The 16,300-nt window shown below is 55.8% G+C and carries 16 protein-coding genes and 2 tRNA genes; 10 read left to right on the top strand and 8 right to left on the bottom strand.

Annotation, left to right across the window (positions count from 1 at the left end):
- Positions 1-32 precede the first annotated feature (32 nt).
- The 9 genes from C0V76_RS17915 to C0V76_RS17880 all read left to right on the top strand — a co-directional run bounded on the left by C0V76_RS17915 (position 33) and on the right by C0V76_RS17880 (position 7,673).
- Positions 33-1,619, top strand: a complete 1,587-nt coding sequence (locus C0V76_RS17915) for a hypothetical protein (RefSeq protein WP_101944272.1) — start codon at positions 33-35, stop codon at positions 1,617-1,619.
- A 5-nt stretch (positions 1,620-1,624) separates the two neighbouring features.
- The gene (locus C0V76_RS17910; RefSeq protein WP_101944271.1) at positions 1,625-2,599 is read left to right on the top strand and encodes a hypothetical protein; all 975 of its coding nucleotides are present in this window, start codon (positions 1,625-1,627) and stop codon (positions 2,597-2,599) included.
- A 57-nt stretch (positions 2,600-2,656) separates the two neighbouring features.
- Entirely contained in the window at positions 2,657-2,878 is a 222-nt protein-coding gene (locus C0V76_RS17905; RefSeq protein ID WP_143707466.1) for a hypothetical protein, read from the top strand.
- 68 nt (positions 2,879-2,946) lie between these two features.
- Positions 2,947-3,606, top strand: a complete 660-nt coding sequence (locus C0V76_RS17900; RefSeq protein WP_143707465.1) for a hypothetical protein — start codon at positions 2,947-2,949, stop codon at positions 3,604-3,606.
- Positions 3,603-4,124: a hypothetical protein gene (locus tag C0V76_RS17895; protein WP_143707464.1), complete on the top strand. Its 522-nt coding sequence runs from the start codon at positions 3,603-3,605 to the stop codon at positions 4,122-4,124. The genes C0V76_RS17900 and C0V76_RS17895 overlap by 4 nt, the downstream gene beginning before the upstream one ends.
- A gap of 232 nt (positions 4,125-4,356) precedes the next feature.
- Positions 4,357-4,656 (top strand): hypothetical protein, encoded by a 300-nt coding sequence (locus C0V76_RS19720; RefSeq protein ID WP_143707463.1) that lies wholly within the window; start codon positions 4,357-4,359, stop codon positions 4,654-4,656.
- Positions 4,657-4,998: 342 nt separating this feature from the next.
- The gene (locus C0V76_RS17890; RefSeq protein WP_101944267.1) at positions 4,999-5,985 is read left to right on the top strand and encodes a hypothetical protein; all 987 of its coding nucleotides are present in this window, start codon (positions 4,999-5,001) and stop codon (positions 5,983-5,985) included.
- A 57-nt stretch (positions 5,986-6,042) separates the two neighbouring features.
- A complete protein-coding gene (locus tag C0V76_RS17885; protein WP_143707462.1) occupies positions 6,043-6,660 on the top strand; it encodes a hypothetical protein in 618 nt (205 codons plus the stop codon).
- Positions 6,661-6,767: 107 nt separating this feature from the next.
- A complete protein-coding gene (locus C0V76_RS17880; RefSeq protein WP_143707461.1) occupies positions 6,768-7,673 on the top strand; it encodes a hypothetical protein in 906 nt (301 codons plus the stop codon).
- A 74-nt stretch (positions 7,674-7,747) separates the two neighbouring features.
- Here C0V76_RS17880 and C0V76_RS17875 read toward each other — a convergent pair whose 3' ends face one another.
- The 3 genes from C0V76_RS17875 to C0V76_RS17865 form a co-directional block, all read right to left on the bottom strand.
- Entirely contained in the window at positions 7,748-9,052 is a 1,305-nt protein-coding gene (locus C0V76_RS17875) for a polysaccharide lyase family 1 protein (protein ID WP_158239277.1), read from the bottom strand.
- A 240-nt stretch (positions 9,053-9,292) separates the two neighbouring features.
- Positions 9,293-10,792 (bottom strand): polysaccharide lyase family 1 protein, encoded by a 1,500-nt coding sequence (locus C0V76_RS17870; RefSeq protein ID WP_101944263.1) that lies wholly within the window; start codon positions 10,790-10,792, stop codon positions 9,293-9,295.
- A gap of 152 nt (positions 10,793-10,944) precedes the next feature.
- The gene (locus C0V76_RS17865; protein WP_101944298.1) at positions 10,945-12,849 is read right to left on the bottom strand and encodes an ATP-binding cassette domain-containing protein; all 1,905 of its coding nucleotides are present in this window, start codon (positions 12,847-12,849) and stop codon (positions 10,945-10,947) included.
- 112 nt (positions 12,850-12,961) lie between these two features.
- Here C0V76_RS17865 and C0V76_RS17860 point away from each other — a divergent pair.
- Positions 12,962-13,036: transfer RNA gene (locus tag C0V76_RS17860), tRNA-Arg, on the top strand.
- An 86-nt stretch (positions 13,037-13,122) separates the two neighbouring features.
- On the opposite strand, the gene C0V76_RS17855 is transcribed toward C0V76_RS17860, so the two are convergent.
- The 5 genes from C0V76_RS17855 to C0V76_RS17835 form a co-directional block, all read right to left on the bottom strand.
- Positions 13,123-13,431 carry a hypothetical protein gene (locus C0V76_RS17855; protein WP_101944262.1) on the bottom strand — a complete coding sequence of 103 codons (309 nt, stop codon included), beginning with the start codon at positions 13,429-13,431 and terminating at the stop codon, positions 13,123-13,125.
- A 360-nt stretch (positions 13,432-13,791) separates the two neighbouring features.
- Positions 13,792-15,006 carry an integrase arm-type DNA-binding domain-containing protein gene (locus C0V76_RS17850; RefSeq protein WP_101944261.1) on the bottom strand — a complete coding sequence of 405 codons (1,215 nt, stop codon included), beginning with the start codon at positions 15,004-15,006 and terminating at the stop codon, positions 13,792-13,794.
- A gap of 161 nt (positions 15,007-15,167) precedes the next feature.
- Positions 15,168-15,257, bottom strand: a tRNA-Ser gene (locus C0V76_RS17845).
- Between the two features lie 70 nt (positions 15,258-15,327).
- Positions 15,328-15,768, bottom strand: coding sequence for a 6-carboxytetrahydropterin synthase QueD (gene queD / locus C0V76_RS17840; protein ID WP_101944260.1), 441 nt, complete (start codon positions 15,766-15,768; stop codon positions 15,328-15,330).
- A gap of 129 nt (positions 15,769-15,897) precedes the next feature.
- Positions 15,898-16,191, bottom strand: coding sequence for a DNA-binding transcriptional regulator (locus C0V76_RS17835; RefSeq protein ID WP_101944259.1), 294 nt, complete (start codon positions 16,189-16,191; stop codon positions 15,898-15,900).
- Positions 16,192-16,300 lie beyond the last annotated feature (109 nt).

Raw genomic sequence — 16,300 nt, 5'->3', positions numbered from 1 at the left:
GCCATGCTTTTCAATGAACTTTTGCTTACATCATGACCTTTGCGTTTGATGACATCGTTAAATCCGCAAATCGCTATAAGCGTGAAGCGCAGGCCTCACTACAAAGCGGCAAAGAGAAGGCTAATTGGGTGTGGGAGGCTCTTCAGGGCGACTTCAACCCTAATAGAAGTACTGGTCAAATTGGTCTGGATACCGCTGTCTGTCTGGTTCCAGGGTTGGATACCATCATGGACATTCGCGACCTTATCGCCAATGTCATTACCATAGCGCGCACCCCGGCCAGCGGGATGGCCTGGTTCTCGCTGGTGCTCACCTTGATAGGCTTCATCCCCGAATTAGGGTCTGTCGCCAAAGGGGTCGTCAAAATCGTCTTCATTCGCATGCGACCTCTCATCAAGCATGTCGATGACCTGACCAACACCAGCAAGATGGTGACGCACTTGGATGAAGCGTTTGACGCTGCGTTGCCAGAAATCATTCAGTTTTTGCGCCATCCCAAAGTCCAGAAGTTTCTGACCATGAAACGCGTACCCGACGTGGTGCGTTGGGTCGGGGCCACCATCCGAAAAGTTGCGGACAAAATCGATACCGTCCAACTTAAAAAGCGCTTCAATGAACGGGCAAACGATGTCAAAGATATTCTGAATACGCTTAAGCACTTCTTGCCGGACAGCGCCGGCCATAAGATCAAGGCCGTATTCGATGGCATCGTGACGGTGCAGAAGAGGTTCGACGAGTCCGTCGACAAGTTCATTGAGCCCATGCGCGCCGTCATGAGGCGCTTGGCGGAGCGTCTCGACAATATGTATTGGGTGGCTTATACCCAGCAAGTCAACAAAGGCTGGATCGCACCGCTCTCGGAGGCGGGGGCGAAACGGCTCATCAAGAAGCATCAGCCGCCATGGGTGAAAGTTGCAGATCCGGTGACTTTTAAGCAGCTGAGTCCCGAGAGATTTAAAAAGACAGCCGATTACAAGAAAGGCATCGAGGACGGTGCCCCTGAGTTGGGCGACTACGAAATCAAGAGCTTTGCTAAAGGGGTAAAGGCCCGCAAGCTTAGCGATGGCGAAACGCTCTACCGCATTGTCGATCCCACCAGCGGAAGCCTGAGCACCTGCTGGATCACGCAGAAGGTCTGGGACGAGATCAACAGGACCCCTGAAAAGGCTCGCGAACTCTGGCGTGGACGGCTTGCAGTCAAGCCGCACTGGAATCAGAACGGCACTTATATCAAATTCACCTACAACAAGGCCCGTGATGGTGAAATCACCGTATGGGAAGGGCCTACCGCGATGCAGTTCCTCAACGAGAGTAGCAAGAAGGTAGAAGATGGCTTTTTAGAGGGGGGCTTGGATCAGGTGGTTTGGCACCCTATTGGACTTAACGGTGGGCGCGACCAATTGAGGAACGCAAAATCCGATGGGTTTGTGAGCGCCCAGTTCCCCGATATGGTGGAGGGGAATGTCATCAAGGATGCAAAAGGCAATGCAAGCCAGAGCGGTGTGCGCATCCAGATCAATGACCCGCGAATTGAAGGCCCGATTGAAACTGGCTGGGGTTTCAAGGACTTTGAAGACCAGCACGACATTATTGGCCTGCCAAATCCGTTGAAGGAATGAACCGTATGCAACGTAATTTGAGCCGCGAGGCACATCTCTGGTACACGATCACTTCACCCGAATATATGGATCGGGCGCAGAGCTATCTTCAGGATGCTTTTTTTATTTTTAGCCGGAGATCTCAGGCTCATCCTTTCATTGCAGATTACAAACCCGTCTCGTATTGGGGAGGGGTTATGGAGAACTTGCTTCAAACTTACCCCAATGCTCGTGCATTGCTGGAGCAGGGGAATTTTGATGCAATGATTGCTTTTGGTGGAGGGCTTGAAGATATACCACGCGGATTACGTGAAGGCGTAACGACTTGGCTGGAGCAAGACCAAAGCTTGTTTTTTAGTCAGCTAAACAATGCTTACGGTGTTTGCAGTGAGTTTTGGTCTGCTATTCAAAATAGCCAGATGTACACCAGCGACGGCTACAAAACCCACACAAAGGATTGGCGCATCTGCGTCCCTGAAGACATGGGTTTTGGGGGGGGAGACATCGCTCGCTACCATGAGGATTCCGCATATATCGAACGCCCCACCGAAATCCCGGAGTACGCTGTCGATAAATCCATTTCCTGCAAGACCGGCGAAATCGTGCCGTGGACGGGAGTATGGGTGCCGGCAACAGGGATGGGCACGGCGGCCTTGGCCTTTGCCCGCCAAGGCATCCAGATCATGCAACCCGCCTATGAAGTGACGTTTGAAGATCCTGAAGATGGAAGTCAGGTGTTCGAACTCGTTGAAACCACCTGGCATCCGGTTCGTCCCACGGGTCACATGGTTCCACTTCCTCCGCCAGAGCCTGACGAGAGTGAGGATGAGGATAGCGATCGCTTGCGCTGCCCGGCCGGCCAATCATGCCCTCAGACCGGCTACTGGATGACGCCCGCCAAGGAGGATTCTCGCCGCATGTTCAAGCAGGGAGAAGTGATGCCGGATCTGGACTCCAATTACGGAGCGACGATCTGGCAGTGGGATGTTGCGCAGAAGTGATTACTTGTTAATGGTTCAGCGTGCCACGCTGAGTATTTCTAGGACTGGGAGTTTGAAGTGAAGACTAGATTCGTACTGTGTTTGTTCGCCCTCGGCCTGAATGCCTGCGCAGTGTCTTCAGGCAATAAGCCCGAAGTGCAACAAGTTCAGCTGCCTGAACGCTTCCTGGGCTTGAATATTTTTGTGGCCACCGATCCAGTGAAAATCCCCGAGAAGGGTGTGGCGATGCAGGTGATGCCGGATCCGCACAGTCCTCATCAGACGTACCAATCAGGATGACGGAGCGCTCGGGGAGGTACAAAATTGGTCAGCCGAAGCGGCCTAATATTGTCCATGACCAAGGATTCTTGGATAGATTCACACCAGAAGCGCCAACGAAGCAAGCTCGTCTCGACTATGCGGTTTGGTACGCCAAAGGTGTAGGTGCAAAGTCCTTATGCAATGGGGCTACAGGTAGTTATATTGACAAGTGCGGCAACGAGGACCAAACGGAAGCAGCAGATGCATATTTGCACTACATGAACGCAAGTGGCGCTGATCGAACGATTGATTATGGCAAATTTTTGAACACAGACTCGAATGGAAAAAAGGTAAGGGATCTCCTCATTGAGGACCTAAAGAAGCACGCCGAGGTTATTGGGTTCAACAGGTCAAGTTTTCAATTGACCAGTGAGCCTTATCGCGTAGGAGGAAAGGATGGTTTGTATCCGGAGCCGCCACTTCGCTCTCTTTATCCCGCCACAGTGAATTGGCAACGAGCGATTGGCGGGCATTCGGTATGGGTGCCTGCAGACGTGCAAATCGACGTTGATACATCCAATCGACAATGCCGAATTCGACACGTTGCTCACATCACGTTCCATATGGAAGATATGTATAACTTCAATCCAGGGATGGCAGACATTACAACCAACATACCTGACAGTGAGAATGGCCGATTTCAGGTGGTAGGTCTTGCGAAGCAGTACATCAATCGTGGGACTTATTCGACGGTGGTGGCGTGGTGAAGAACAACCTCTTTATTGGTTTGCTTGTAATTTTTCTAGGTGTGTTTGGCTATTTCGCGCTGCGCACTCATGAGAATGACCTTGCAACGGAGGGTAGTCAGTTGAGTTTTAGTACGAACATTGATGAGCTGCGCCGATATATCAATATCGATTCAGGACTGCAGGTGTCGCAGTGGGAAATTTTTGGAACTCCTGATTGGGAAGGAGGCGTGCCGGGCCCAACAGATTATTTAAGCATCCTTTTTGTGGGGCCGACAGAACACGCTCAACAGAAGTCAGCTGGGGACGAGTCTCATAAGGTGGACTTTCTTCCTCCCAATGCAGTGAGAGCTTGGCTTGGTAGCGAAGAGAAAGAGGCGTTGCAAAGAATACTTGGCCGAAAAAGCCAAGTAGCAAACGCGTTTTGCGCGTTGCGAAGTTTTTACGCGGTGAAAAGCAACAAAAGCGTGGAGGGGTTTGCTTGTATTCTAGGTACTCGCACACTGTATTTTGTGCTGCTTGCGGAGCCGGCACCCTAGGTTTTTCTCGGTTTTTGTGACGGCGGGGTTAGCGAAGTAATCGGCCGAGAGCGTCGCAAATCGTCCGGAAGTCAATCTTCACCGTCATTAAGAATCATAGGGTTATGAGGATTGACTTGAGAGGTCTGGCATGAACACGAAGTTTCACGAGGTTGGCGCGACATACAGTGTTACCAAGTATAACGGTTCGGGCTCGGACGCCCCTCATTGGTCAACGGACGGAAGGTGAGTTGTGAACAAAAATCTCGGTGCAGTTGCGACGCTGCTACTCTTATTTTTTTGCACGGTCGCTGAGGCAGCAGTGCCTTCGGATGTTGCGAAATTTGTTGCTCGCCGCGAACGGTGTGATCACTTTCGGGGAGAAGAGGTTTACGACGAAAGGCGAGGTCAGTACTTGGCTAAGCAAGTCTTTAAATACTGCACAGGAACTGACCGTCAGCTACTTGCACTGAAGAATCGCTACAAATCGGATAGCGATGTCCTCAAAAGCCTGAGCGAGTTTGAGGAGCGAATCGAGATATCGCCGAAGTAGTGCCAGCCAGTGTGAACAGCGGGTCATGAACAGCGGGGGCAGGTCTTGCCTTTTGGGTCAAGGCTGGGGTCAGGTCTTGAATTGGGTCAAGGCTGGGGTCAGGTCTTGAATTGCGGCATTTCAAGAAAGGTTTTGAGCAGTCTTTCTTTTAGTTTGTGGCGAAATTTAAGATATTGCCATTTATTGGAAATTATTTATTTCAAGACCTGGTCCGCGTAGCCTCCGTATCCAGATTAATTACTCGCGAATAGAAGGCCCGATTGAAACTGGTTGGGGTTTCAAGGACTTTGAAGATCAGCACAGCATTATTGGCCTACCCAATCCGTTGAAGGAATGAAGCGCATGCAACGTAATTTGAGCCGCGAGGCGCACCTCTGGTACACGATCACTTCACTCGAATATATTGATCGGGCATTTTATAATTTAAAAGAGGCGTTCGATGTATTCATGTCATGTATAGAGCGGCATCCGTTTATTGTTGACTATGCGCCGGTTCCCCGCGGTGGTGAGCGCATGGAGCATTTGCTGGAGACCTATGGCAATGCAAGAGCCTTGCTTGTTCAGGGCGGATACGACGCGATGTTGCGTTGGGGGGGATACCTCGAGAATACGCCCCGGGTCTTTGAAGAAGGCAACATGAGCTGGATGGACGGCAAAGCAGAGTCCTTTATGCGCAAGCTTGAAAAAGCCTACAGCATATGTAGTGAGTTCGGCATTGCTGTGACTAATAGCCAGATGTACACCAGCGACGGCTATAAAACGCATACGAAGGACTGGCGTATTTGTGTGCCTGAAGACATGGGCATTGCCGGTGATCGCATCGCACGCAATCACGAGAAAGACATCTATCTCGACATCTATCCCGAACGCCCCACCGAAATCCCGGAGTACGCCGTCGATAAATCCATTTCCTGCAAGACCGGCGAGATCGTGCCGTGGACGGGAGTATGGGTGCCGGCAACAGGGATGGGCACGGCGGCCTTGGCCTTTGCCCGCCAAGGTATCCAGATCATGCAACCCGCCTATGAAGTGACGTTTGAAGATCCTGAAGATGGAAGTCAGGCGTTTGAACTCGTTGAAACCACCTGGCATCCGGTTCGTCCCACGGGTCACATGGTTCCACTTCCTCCGCCAGAGCCTGATGAGGGTGAGGATGGGGATAGAGATCGCTTGCGCTGCCCGGCCGGCCAATCATGCTCTCAGACCGGCTACTGGATGACGCCCGCCAAGGAGGATTCTCGCCGCATGTTCAAGCAGGGAGATGTGATGCCGGATCTGGACTCCAATTACGGTGCGACGATATGGCAGTGGGATGTTGCGCAGGAGTGATTACTTGTTAATGGTTCGGCGTGCCACGTTGAGTATTTCTAGGACAGGGAGTTTGAAGTGAAGATTAGATTCGTTCTGTATTTGTTTGCCCTCGGCTTGAATGCCTGCGCATTGTCTTCAGGCAATAAGCCCGAGGAGCAACAAGTCCAGCTGCCCGAACGCTTCATGGGCGTGAATATTTTTGTGGCCACCGATCCGGTGAAAATTCCCGAGAAGGGGGTGGCTATGCAGGTGATGCCGGATCCGCGCAAACCGATTCCGTACGACGAAAGTGCGGCTTCTGAAACCCAGCAGATGGTTTATGGCTTTGCGGTGGATTTGCGCGAGAACATTGAGCCGGTTTTTCGCCAGCAGAACGTGCAGGCCTTCAGTTACATCGCGGGAGCGAATTACCGCTGGGACGAGTTGCGCAAGGATCAGCGCAATTATTCCCTGGTGATATGGCCGACCCGTAGCAGCCTGCAGGGGCAGGAGGTGGATGTGCGGGCTGTGCTGGTGCATGAGGGGAGTGGACGCCAAGTGTGGCAATACACCTTCAAGGACCCTTATCGCAGCAGGAATGCCGTGCTGGGTGGTTATACGCGCAGTGAGCGGTTGAGCATCGTGCGCGCCATGTCGGAAAAGTTGCTCACCGAGATGAAGTTGCAGGGCATCCTCGTGACGGGGGGCGTTTGAATCGAGCGACCGGGTGTTGAGCGCCCCGGACCGGCCCTTCACATGAGCCGGTGCTGACGGGCATGGCTTCTAACCCCGTACGCGGGGCTTCTGCAGGATCTGTATTCATGTCTGGTTTGACTTTGCGTCTGGTGATGCTCTTGTGTTGTCTGGTGTCTGCCCGGGCAGGGGCGGTTGATGCGCTTCCTTCTGCGGAATCGATGCCACTCTGGCAGGAGCAGCCCTGGGCTTTGCGTTACATCCTGAAACTGGATGCGCCGTATTTCTTTGATATCCGCGCAACGCGTGGCAAGAAAAAGCTCTCTGAAGCGAGGCCCGGGCAGGAGCAGGAGATTGAGGCTGTTGCGCAAGGGGTGCGTACCTACGTCGTAGAGAACGCGTTTCTTGAGCGGGAGGAAGTTTTTGCTTCCCTGCTGCTCGAATTCAACCGTTCCGGCGAACTCGTGTCTCGTCACTCCAGCAGGGCTCCCTTGTTCGGGCATCTGGCTCAGGATGATGAGCTGGTACTGGCTTCCGGAAATGGCACGCAGGACTTTGTGTTCGGCTTAGGGCAGTGGCAGACAGCTTCCCTGGGGGAGGGGAGTGGCACGCTGCCCGCGTTGTGCTCGAAGGAGGATGAGCAACGTTATCGCCCGAATTTTCGGCCCAGCTCTGTGCTGGGAGGCTTTGGTTGTCGAGAATGGCGCGCCTACCTGGAGAATCGCAAGCTGCCCTATATCGATGTCACGTCCTACGAGCTCGAAGATGATCGCAGTGCCAAGCCGGATCGCAAGGGGCGCTATCCGCAACGAATCCTGGCGACGATCCGGCCGGTGATCGGTTGGGGGCGTTTTGATTTGCCCGCCAAACCGGTCATCGGGCGTCATGGCAAGAGCTGGTTCTGTCTGCACGACTGCCCCGGCGGTGATTTTCCCGGTTTTATCCCGAACATCGCGTCCTGGGCCGCGCGCAGTGGTTGGCCGGTGCCGAAGCCACCCAAGCGCATGCCGCTGTTCCCAGATCCTGCAAGCTGAGCATTCAGCAAGCCGCGTAGAGGTGCAGTCGGCCGCGCCTCTGCTACGTGCGCGAAGCTGGCGACACCGATCGCCTAGAGTTTACCTGCCCCGGCATTCTTGAGCACATAGGCCGGCACGGCTTCTGGCGGGAGCAGATCGTCTGGCGTGGGTGGTGTCCAGCCCAGGTCCGAAAGGATCACTGCACGGCCTTGGGCCGCGTTAAAGCGCTCTACGATGCTGACGGCCTGGCCGTTGAGTAGAGTCCCTTTGTCCTGCAGGGCGGCCCCGACGATGAACAGGCTGACCAGCCGCGCCGGGTCACTCAGTCCCTCTATCTCGAAAACATTGTTCTGCGAGTAGATGCGTGCCGAGGTGCCGAGGCCGAAGGCGTAAGCGAAGGGGTACTGGGGATCGGTGCGACTGCTCTTGAACAGATTGTTGTAGCTGTGCAGCTTGCCGTAGCGTACAAGTTGCTGGCGTTGGCGCAGGTTCTCGAACAGGTTGTGGTGGTAGGTGACGTTGAGGCTGCCTTCGTCTGCAGGCTGGTTGTCGCTGCCTCCGACCAGCATGGATTTGTCATGGTTGAAGAAGTGGCTATTGGAGACCGTAACAAAGTCAGAGGCGTTGGTTATGTCCAGCAGACCATCGTGTGGTGTGATCTTCTGTTCAGGCTGATCGTAGGGAATCGCGAAAATATTCGGGATGGTCTTGGCCAGACTCTCGCCATCACTGAATGAGCAGTGATCGATCCAGACCCGCTTGGCGCCCTTGATTGAAATTAGGTCGAACTCTGAGTTCCAGCGTCCACCGTTGCAGCGATGCGGGCCGTGTTCGTCATCCACGAACTCGGTCTGGCATCCTGGTACAGAGTGATTCTTGCCGAAGTCGTCCACAACCGGCGCGGTACGCGTCGTGCTGTAGGAGTCTCCGGGATTCCATTGAGGGAAGTGATCGTAGGCATCTTCAAAGTGGATGTTGCGGATGATCACGTTCTCTACGCCCTTGTCGAGGTAGAGATTGCCACGGGTGATCTTTGCATCACTGCCGATGCCGATCAGGGTGGTATTAGAGGGAATCAGTACCTGTACTTGTTGCTTCTGCTTGTTCCAGGAACGCTTGCGAGCTTCTTCGAGCGGGCCGGCAATCCGGGGGGGCCTGCCATTGACGAGTGGCTGGCGATTCCAGGTGTGTGGATTGACCAGCTTCTTGTATGCCTCAAAGTCGTAACCGGGATCTGCAAAGTCCTTGAAACCGAGTTCCCGGCCGCGATCGTCCGTCATCAGGTTGATCGTGCCCTGGATGCGGATGATCTTGGGTTCGTTGCCTGCCTGTTTGAGCGCATCCAGCAACTGTTGCCGGGTGCCGACGGTATAGGTGTAGCGCTCCTTGGCTGCCATGCCCCCGGTGACGCCCCCGCCTATTGCGGCCCAGCCATCGCCAGGAGGCAGGGGCTGTCGCTCAGGAGGAACCGGCTGGGCAAAGGCGCATGCACAGGCCATTGAGACGAGAAGTGCGCAGAACCTCCGTGCTGCAGGCGTCATGACAAACTACTCCCTTGAGTGAAGCATTCAGGATCTCTTTCGTAAGGAAAAAAGCCGACGGCGAAGCGTCGGCTTTTTCACTCAGAACCGCCTTGCTCAGAGCTTGCCAGCTCCCGCGTTGGCTTTCACGTAAGCCGGAACTTCAGCGGCTGGCTTGAGCTGGCTGCCATACAGTGTCGGCTTCCAGCCCACGTTGGGACTCAGCGCCTTGCCACTGGCCGCATTCGATTCGGCCAGCAGATCAACCGGTTGGCCGTTGAAACTGGAGCCTTGATCGAAGAACACTGTGCCTCCGGTGTATGGCATGACTGCTATATCAGCCTTGCCACCGGTGATCTCGAACACATTGGCTTCAGAGTAGATTGCCGAATCTTTGCCAACGCCGATCAGGCCGCGAGCGATATTGTGTTTGGCATGGGCAGCAAGTTCCTGCTGGTGTTTTTCGTAGTCAGTCTTGGCGTTGCCCAGACCGGTTGAATTGGCTACGTAGTAATTGTTGTAAACGTGGACCTTGCCGAAACGCACACGCGGAGCGCGCTGACCGACGTTTTCAAAGTAGTTGTTGTGGATCGTGACGTTTAGTTTGCCTGTATCGAGCTTGGAGCTATCGCTGCCGCCAATCAGGAAGGACTTATCATGATCCTTGAATACGCTGTAGGAAATGGTCACGTAGTTCCCGCCATTGGTCACGTCGACCAGACCATCGTGATGCTGGACCTTTTGCGTCACTTCGTTGTGCGGGAAGGGGAAGATCGGCGGGAAGAGCTTGTCGGAGCGATCACCATCACTGAACGTGCAGTGATCAATCCAGACGCGCTTGCCACCATTGACCGAAATGTTGTCGTATTCCGAATTCCAGCGCCCGCCCGGGCACAGTTGCGGACCCGTCTTGGCATCCACATAGGCTTCCTGGCAGCCGGGATAGCTCTTGTCGATCTTGAAGCTGTCGCCCGGATCCCAGCCCGGGAAATAGTCGAAGGCATCTTCAAAAGAGATGTTACGGATGATGACGTTTTCGGACTCCGGCCCGATCCACAAGTTGCCCTTGACGATCTTGGCATCCGCACCCAGCCCCACAAGAGTGGTGTTGGAGGGGAGCTTGATCGTGATCTGGTCGCGCTGACGTTTCACCGAGGCTTCACGTGCGGCTTCCTGCGGACCATCAAGCTTGCGGTTGGGGCGGCCTTTTTCCAGCTTCTGGTTCCAAACAGCCGGCGCATAGGCCTTCATGTAGGCATCAAAATTGTAGGGCGCAACGGCGTAATCCTTCTCTGTCAATTCGCGTCCCGAATCATCACTGGAGAGATTGATCGTGCCCTGGATGCGGATGATCTTGGGGGAAGTTCCGGCTTTGGCCAGCGCAGCAACCAGTTCTTTACGGCTGCTGACGGTGAAGTCGTTTTCCGCTGTGGCGGCCGAGCCACCGGTGACGGCGCCCTCCGCGGCAGCCCAGCCATTGTTGGCAGGCATGACAGCACGGCCCAGATCCGACCCGGCAATACCTGAAGCATCGCCCTCTGCCTCCAGTTCAAAGCCGGCACAGCCGCTCAGGACGCCGATCATGGCGACCGACAGGGCCAGTATGTTTTTTTTCATGCTCTCCTCCAGATTGAATATGACAAGCAGGGCAGTGCAGGTGCCTTACCGCGCGTGAGCCGTCTGACTCCAAGTCGCGGCTCCGGTTCCGGTAAGACCGGAAACATACGCCCAAAAGCAGGCTTTCGCCAGTTCAAAAAAGTGCGTTTTTTTCAGCTTTTTGCTTCAAGCGCTTCCCAGCGTTCAAGTAACTCCAGGAGCGCTTCATCGATCTCTGCAAGGCGCGCGTTCATGGCCGGAACATCGGCGCCACGCGTGCGATAGATATCCGGGTTGGCGAGTTGTTGTTGCAACTCAGCCTGCTCCGCCTCAAGACTCGAAATCCTGCCGGGCAGGGCTTCGAGTTCGCGTTTTTCGTTGAAGCTGAGTTTGGCACTACGGTTGGCAGTGGCTTTGCGCTCTGATTCGATGGGCTTGGCGGTGCTGGTCTTGCCCGCATCGTTCTTTTCCGCGGTTTCGCGCTCTGCCGTTTTGACTCTCAGCCAGTCGTAGTAGCCGCCGGCATATTCACGCCATTTGCCATTGCCTTCAGCCGCAAGGGTCTGGGTGACGACATTGTCGAGAAAGGTCCGGTCGTGGCTGACCAGAAACACCGTTCCGTCATACGACTGCAAGAGGTCTTCGAGTAGTTCGAGCGTCTCCACGTCCAGATCATTGGTCGGCTCGTCGAGTACCAGTATGTTTGCTGGCCGCGCAAACAGGCGCGCCAGTAGCAGGCGGTTGCGTTCGCCGCCGGAGAGCGACTTCACCGGACTGCGCGCGCGCTGCGGGGAGAACAGGAAGTCTTCCAGATAGCCGATCACATGTTTGCGCGTCTTGCCGATTTCCACGTAGTCGGAGCCGGGGCTGATCACCTCGGTCAGCGGCGCTTCCGGATCCAACGCTTCGCGGAACTGGTCGAAATAGGCGATCTGCTGTTTCGTTCCCCGCCGGATGCTCCCCGTGTCCGCCTCAAGATCGCCGAGGATCAGCTTGAGCAGGGTGGTCTTGCCAGCACCGTTGGGCCCCAGCAGGCCGATGCGATCACCACGCATGATGCGTGCCGAAAAACCCTGAATGACGGCCTTGGTCCCAAAGGCTTTGCTTACGTCCGTCAGCTCGGCGATCAGCTGCCCACTCTTCTCACCACGATCCAGTTGCAGGTTGACGTTGCCAATCCGGTCACGGCGCTCGGCACGCTCGCTACGCAGCCCCTCAAGGCGTCGGACCCGACCCTCATTACGGGTACGGCGAGCTTCCACACCTTTGCGGATCCAGACCTCCTCCTGAGCGAGGAATTTGTCGAACTCGGCAGCACTCTTGGCCTCCATCTCCAGCATTTCGGCCTTGCGGCGCTGGTACTCGGAGAACGAGCCCGGGAAGCTGCCCAGCCGGCCACGATCGAGTTCGATGATGCGGGTCGCGACGTTGTCCATGAAAGCGCGGTCATGGGTGATGACCACCACGCCACCCCGAAAAGCACGGATCAACTCCTCCAGCCAGCCGATGGCCTCAACGTCCAGGTGGTTGGTGGGTTCGTCAAGTAGCAGAAGATCGGGCTCACCAGCCAGCGCGCGGGCCAGTGCCACGCGTTTGATCCCGCCGCCAGAAAGACTCGCCACCTGTACATCGCCATCAAGGCGCAGGCGGTCAATGACTTGCTCAACCTTGTGGTGCAGGCTCCAGCCGCCGCCGGCTTCGAGCTGATGCTGTAGCTCGGCCATGCGCCCCAGAGCGGCCTCTTCGCCTTGTGCCAGTGCATGGGCTGCAGCGTGATAATCAGCAATTAGGCGCGCCGCCTCACCCACGCCGTCTGCAATCGTGGCGAATACGGTCCGATCCAGAGCGAAGTCTGGTTCCTGCGCTACATAAGCCACTTTCAGTCCGGGCTGGCGCCATACCGTGCCATCGTCCAGCTTTGCCTGCCCGGCCAGAGCGCGTAGCAGACTGGATTTGCCGGCGCCGTTACGTCCAATTAGCGCGACTTTTTCTCCCGGTTCCAGTACCAGCTCGGAATGATCCAGCAGAGCCACGTCGCCAAAGGCGAGGCAGGCATTTTCAAGAGTCATCAAAGGCATGTTGCGATCGGCAGGCAAAGCAGAGGGGGCTGATTGTACCCGCCCGTCTAGTCTTTGCCGTGTATCACTCCTTCGCGAAACGGCCGCAGGGCGCTACAATGCGCGCCTTCTTGCCGCCATAGTTCAATGGATAGAACGGCCGCCTCCTAAGCGGCAGATACAGGTTCGATTCCTGTTGGTGGTACCAGCCCATGCAAGCTGGCGAGCGAGCGCGAGACGAAAAAAATGGAGCCCCGAAGGGCTCCATTTTTATTTCTGGCGGGGCGGTGTCTTTCATACTATTCCCTGGAAGTATCGCCAAATATACCAGCCACGCAGCAGCACCGCCTTCTGTTCTGCGAAGACTTCAGCCGGAAGCCCGATGCGGGCTGCAATCAGCGCATCCTGACTGGGCAAAGATCCGCACGGGTTCTGAGTCCATGCGGATACCAAAAGGTGGAGCAGGGAGCCGCGTTGCGCATCGGGTGTCAGTGCCCAAGTGTCGGACTGAAACAGGCGTTCGCAGTCAATTTCCAGCCGCCAGCCTTTGGCGCGGACATCATCCGCATAGGGCGCAGGAGGGCATTGTGGGCCGATTGTCATTCGCGCCTCAGAGCCACGCGCAAAGCGCCCAGAAGCTGAACTTTAAGCTCGCGTTTGAATTCGTTCGTAAAGGCGAAAGGGATGGCTGAGGCCAGCGCGTGGGCACGCGCCCAAGCTTCGCTTGTGTTGGCGGGGGCTATCACTTGGAACCCCCTTGCTGCTGCCATGTGCCATCGAGGATGGCCCGGATGTCTGCAACTTTCCAGACGCTGGTTCTAGGGCCAAGCTTTATCGGGGCGGGGTAGATAGCCGTTCTGCGGTTGGCTGGCCTTCTCCATATTCAATCTCTGCCATGAACTCATTGTAAAGAGCATTGATGGCATCAGTTCTGGACATTCTGTTTCCCATTGTCGGAGTCTTTCAAGCGGCAGTTCCATGTGGCTGAATGCCCTCAGCGCCAGCTTTGAGCTTGTCTAGATAGTCCGCCCACTCCTGCATCATGGTGCGCCGCTCTTTCAGGTACTCGGCGCGGTTGTAGGCGCCGCGCACCTCGTTCTGTTCGCAGTGAGCCAGTTGCCGCTCGATCACATCCGGCCGGTAGCCCTGTTCGTTCAGGATGGTGCTGGCGACGGCGCGGAAGCCGTGCCCGGTCATCTTTCCCTTGTAGCCCAGCCGATACAGGGCAAACAGCATGGTGTTGTTGCTGATGGGCTTGTCGCGGTTGCGCCCAGGGAATACGAAGCGGGAACCACAGCAGGTCTCTTGAAGCAGCAGGAGCGCTTCGATGGCTTGTTTCGCAAGGGGAACCAGATGTTCGTTGCGCATCTTCATGCGCTGGGAGGGAATGATCCACAGCCCTGCATCCAGGTCTATTTCCGACCACTCCGCGCCGATAAGCTCTGTTGTCCGAGTGAAAGTGAGAGCACAAAGCGTGAGGGCCAGGCGGGTCTGGCGGTCGCCGATGGCTTCGTAACCGTCGATGGCGCGCAGCAGTGCAGGGACTTCCTCGGGGCGGACGGCTGGCTGGTTGCGAGCCTTGTGGGGCTTGAGGGCACCGCGCAGGTCGGGGGTGGGGTCGCGCTTGCAGCGCTGGGTAGCAACACCGTAGCGGAAAACTTGCCCGGCGACTTGCAACACGCGGTGGGCGAGGTCGCGGGCGCCACGTGTTTCGATTTCGCGCACAGCCGCCAGCAGGTCGGCAGGCTCAACCTCAGACAGGGGCAACTCGCCCAAGGTGGGGAACAGGTTGCTTTCCAGTCTGCGCAATACATCCTTGGCGTGGGTGGCTACCCATGTCGGCTCTTGATTGGAGTACCACTCGCGGGCGACCGCCTCAAATGAATTGGCCCGCGATACCAGTGCGCGCCGCTTCTCGGCCTTGCGTGCGGAACCGGGATCAGTCCCAGCTTCCAGTTGCTTGCGGGCTTCATTACGTTTGTCGCGAGCAGCCTTCAATGTAGTTTCGGGGTAGACGCCCAAGGAAAGGCGTTTTTCTTTGCCGTCAAAACGGTACTTGAGGCGCCACCACTTGCCCCCGGATGGGGCGATTTCAAGGTACAGACCGCCACCATCAAACATTCTGAGCGGTTTTTCTCCGGGGAGGGCGTTGCGGATTTCGGTATCGGTCAGGGGCATGGGGGCAACTCTTTGTGGGGCAACTTATTGCCCCCAATGTTGCCCCTAGTTGCCCCCGGATTGCAATGGGCGTCTTTGGCCTGCGTTGGACAAAGAAAAAGCCGGAAAGCCTTTTTTTACTGGGCTTTCCGGCTTTCTTTGGACGTTGCTGTCCTTCATTCTGGCGGAGGCGGTGAGATTCGAACTCACGGATGTCTTTCAACATCGCCGGTTTTCAAGACCGGTGCATTCAACCGCTCTGCCACACCTCCAGAATCGGTCAGGCTTATCAGAAAGCCAAGGGAACGGCATTCTGCCGCTGCTTCGAGCCGCTGTCCAGCCTTAACGACGAGCATCCGCCCAGCAGTTGGGCGTTTCGTAGATCCGTACGTTTTCCAGCGTCAAAGCCTTGTCGCAGAGATCATTAATGTGAGGAGCGAGCAGTTCGAAGGCCTTGGCTGCGAGGTTTTCGGCGGTCGGCACCACGTTCAGTACGACCGTGCGATGCTCTGGCAGGCTGTCGAGAAAGTCGCGGATCTGTTTATCCCCCTCGTAGACCAGAAAGGCGTGATCCCAGACGTCAACTACGTACTGCCGCATCAAGGATTTGACCTCTGAGAAGTCCAGCACCATGCCATTGCGAGGATCACCATCCATCCGCGTGACATCTCCCGACACAGTGACCTCCAGCGCATAGCGATGGCCGTGCAGGTGTCGGCAAAGGCTGCGGTGATCCGGAATTCTGTGTCCGGAGTCGAATTCGAGGCGGCGGGTGATGATCACTATGAAAGTCCAGAATGTGCGGTCAGCCCACAATAGGGCAAGAGTGCTGGATTGTAGCTGAAGCAGAAACAACAAGCCCCGCCGGACGTATGCCTGGCGGGGCTTCGCTGATGCAATGCAAGCAGGGTATTACTTTTCCTTCTTCCAGGCCTTGGCTTCTTTCTTCAGGCTCTTGAACAGATCCGACTTCTGCGAGCGCAGGAACTCGACCACTTCGTAGTCGTCCTTGCGGATCTTGTTGATATCGATCTGCTCAATGTGCACCAGGCGCAGCAGGGCTTGAACCGGGCGAGGGATGCTGCGGCCACTCTCGTAGCGTGAGCCACCAGACTGTGTGACACCGATTTCAGACCAGAAATCCGACTGGTTCAGGCCCAGTTTGCGGCGGATTTCACGCACATCTACGTTTTCAACGATCTTCATATGACCTTATCCTTTTCAACGGGGTTGGGGCGAGAACCGTCATGATCGATGGTCAGTCAGAGCGTAAGTATATTAAACAACAAAAACAAACACTTCCCAAAGCATCGAT

It is taken from the genome of Uliginosibacterium sp. TH139 (assembly GCF_002855595.1).
GTDB classification, from domain to species: Bacteria; Pseudomonadota; Gammaproteobacteria; order Burkholderiales; family Rhodocyclaceae; genus Uliginosibacterium; species Uliginosibacterium aquaticum.
This window is presented reverse-complemented; position numbering and strand designations above follow the sequence as displayed.

What these genes read in the sequence shown, in the direction of transcription:
- C0V76_RS17890 (WP_101944267.1), top strand. Translation starts at nt 4,999, where the DNA reads ATGCAACGTAATTTGAGCCGCGAGGCGCACCTCTGGTACACGATCACT.
- C0V76_RS17865 (WP_101944298.1), bottom strand. Translation starts at nt 12,849, where the DNA reads ATGCCTTTGATGACTCTTGAAAATGCCTGCCTCGCCTTTGGCGACGTG.
- C0V76_RS17910 (WP_101944271.1), top strand. Translation starts at nt 1,625, where the DNA reads ATGCAACGTAATTTGAGCCGCGAGGCACATCTCTGGTACACGATCACT.
- C0V76_RS17835 (WP_101944259.1), bottom strand. Translation starts at nt 16,191, where the DNA reads ATGAAGATCGTTGAAAACGTAGATGTGCGTGAAATCCGCCGCAAACTG.
- C0V76_RS17870 (WP_101944263.1), bottom strand. Translation starts at nt 10,792, where the DNA reads ATGAAAAAAAACATACTGGCCCTGTCGGTCGCCATGATCGGCGTCCTG.
- C0V76_RS17880 (WP_143707461.1), top strand. Translation starts at nt 6,768, where the DNA reads ATGTCTGGTTTGACTTTGCGTCTGGTGATGCTCTTGTGTTGTCTGGTG.
- C0V76_RS17915 (WP_101944272.1), top strand. Translation starts at nt 33, where the DNA reads ATGACCTTTGCGTTTGATGACATCGTTAAATCCGCAAATCGCTATAAG.
- C0V76_RS17855 (WP_101944262.1), bottom strand. Translation starts at nt 13,431, where the DNA reads ATGACAATCGGCCCACAATGCCCTCCTGCGCCCTATGCGGATGATGTC.
- C0V76_RS17850 (WP_101944261.1), bottom strand. Translation starts at nt 15,006, where the DNA reads ATGCCCCTGACCGATACCGAAATCCGCAACGCCCTCCCCGGAGAAAAA.
- C0V76_RS17875 (WP_158239277.1), bottom strand. Translation starts at nt 9,052, where the DNA reads ATGGCAGCCAAGGAGCGCTACACCTATACCGTCGGCACCCGGCAACAG.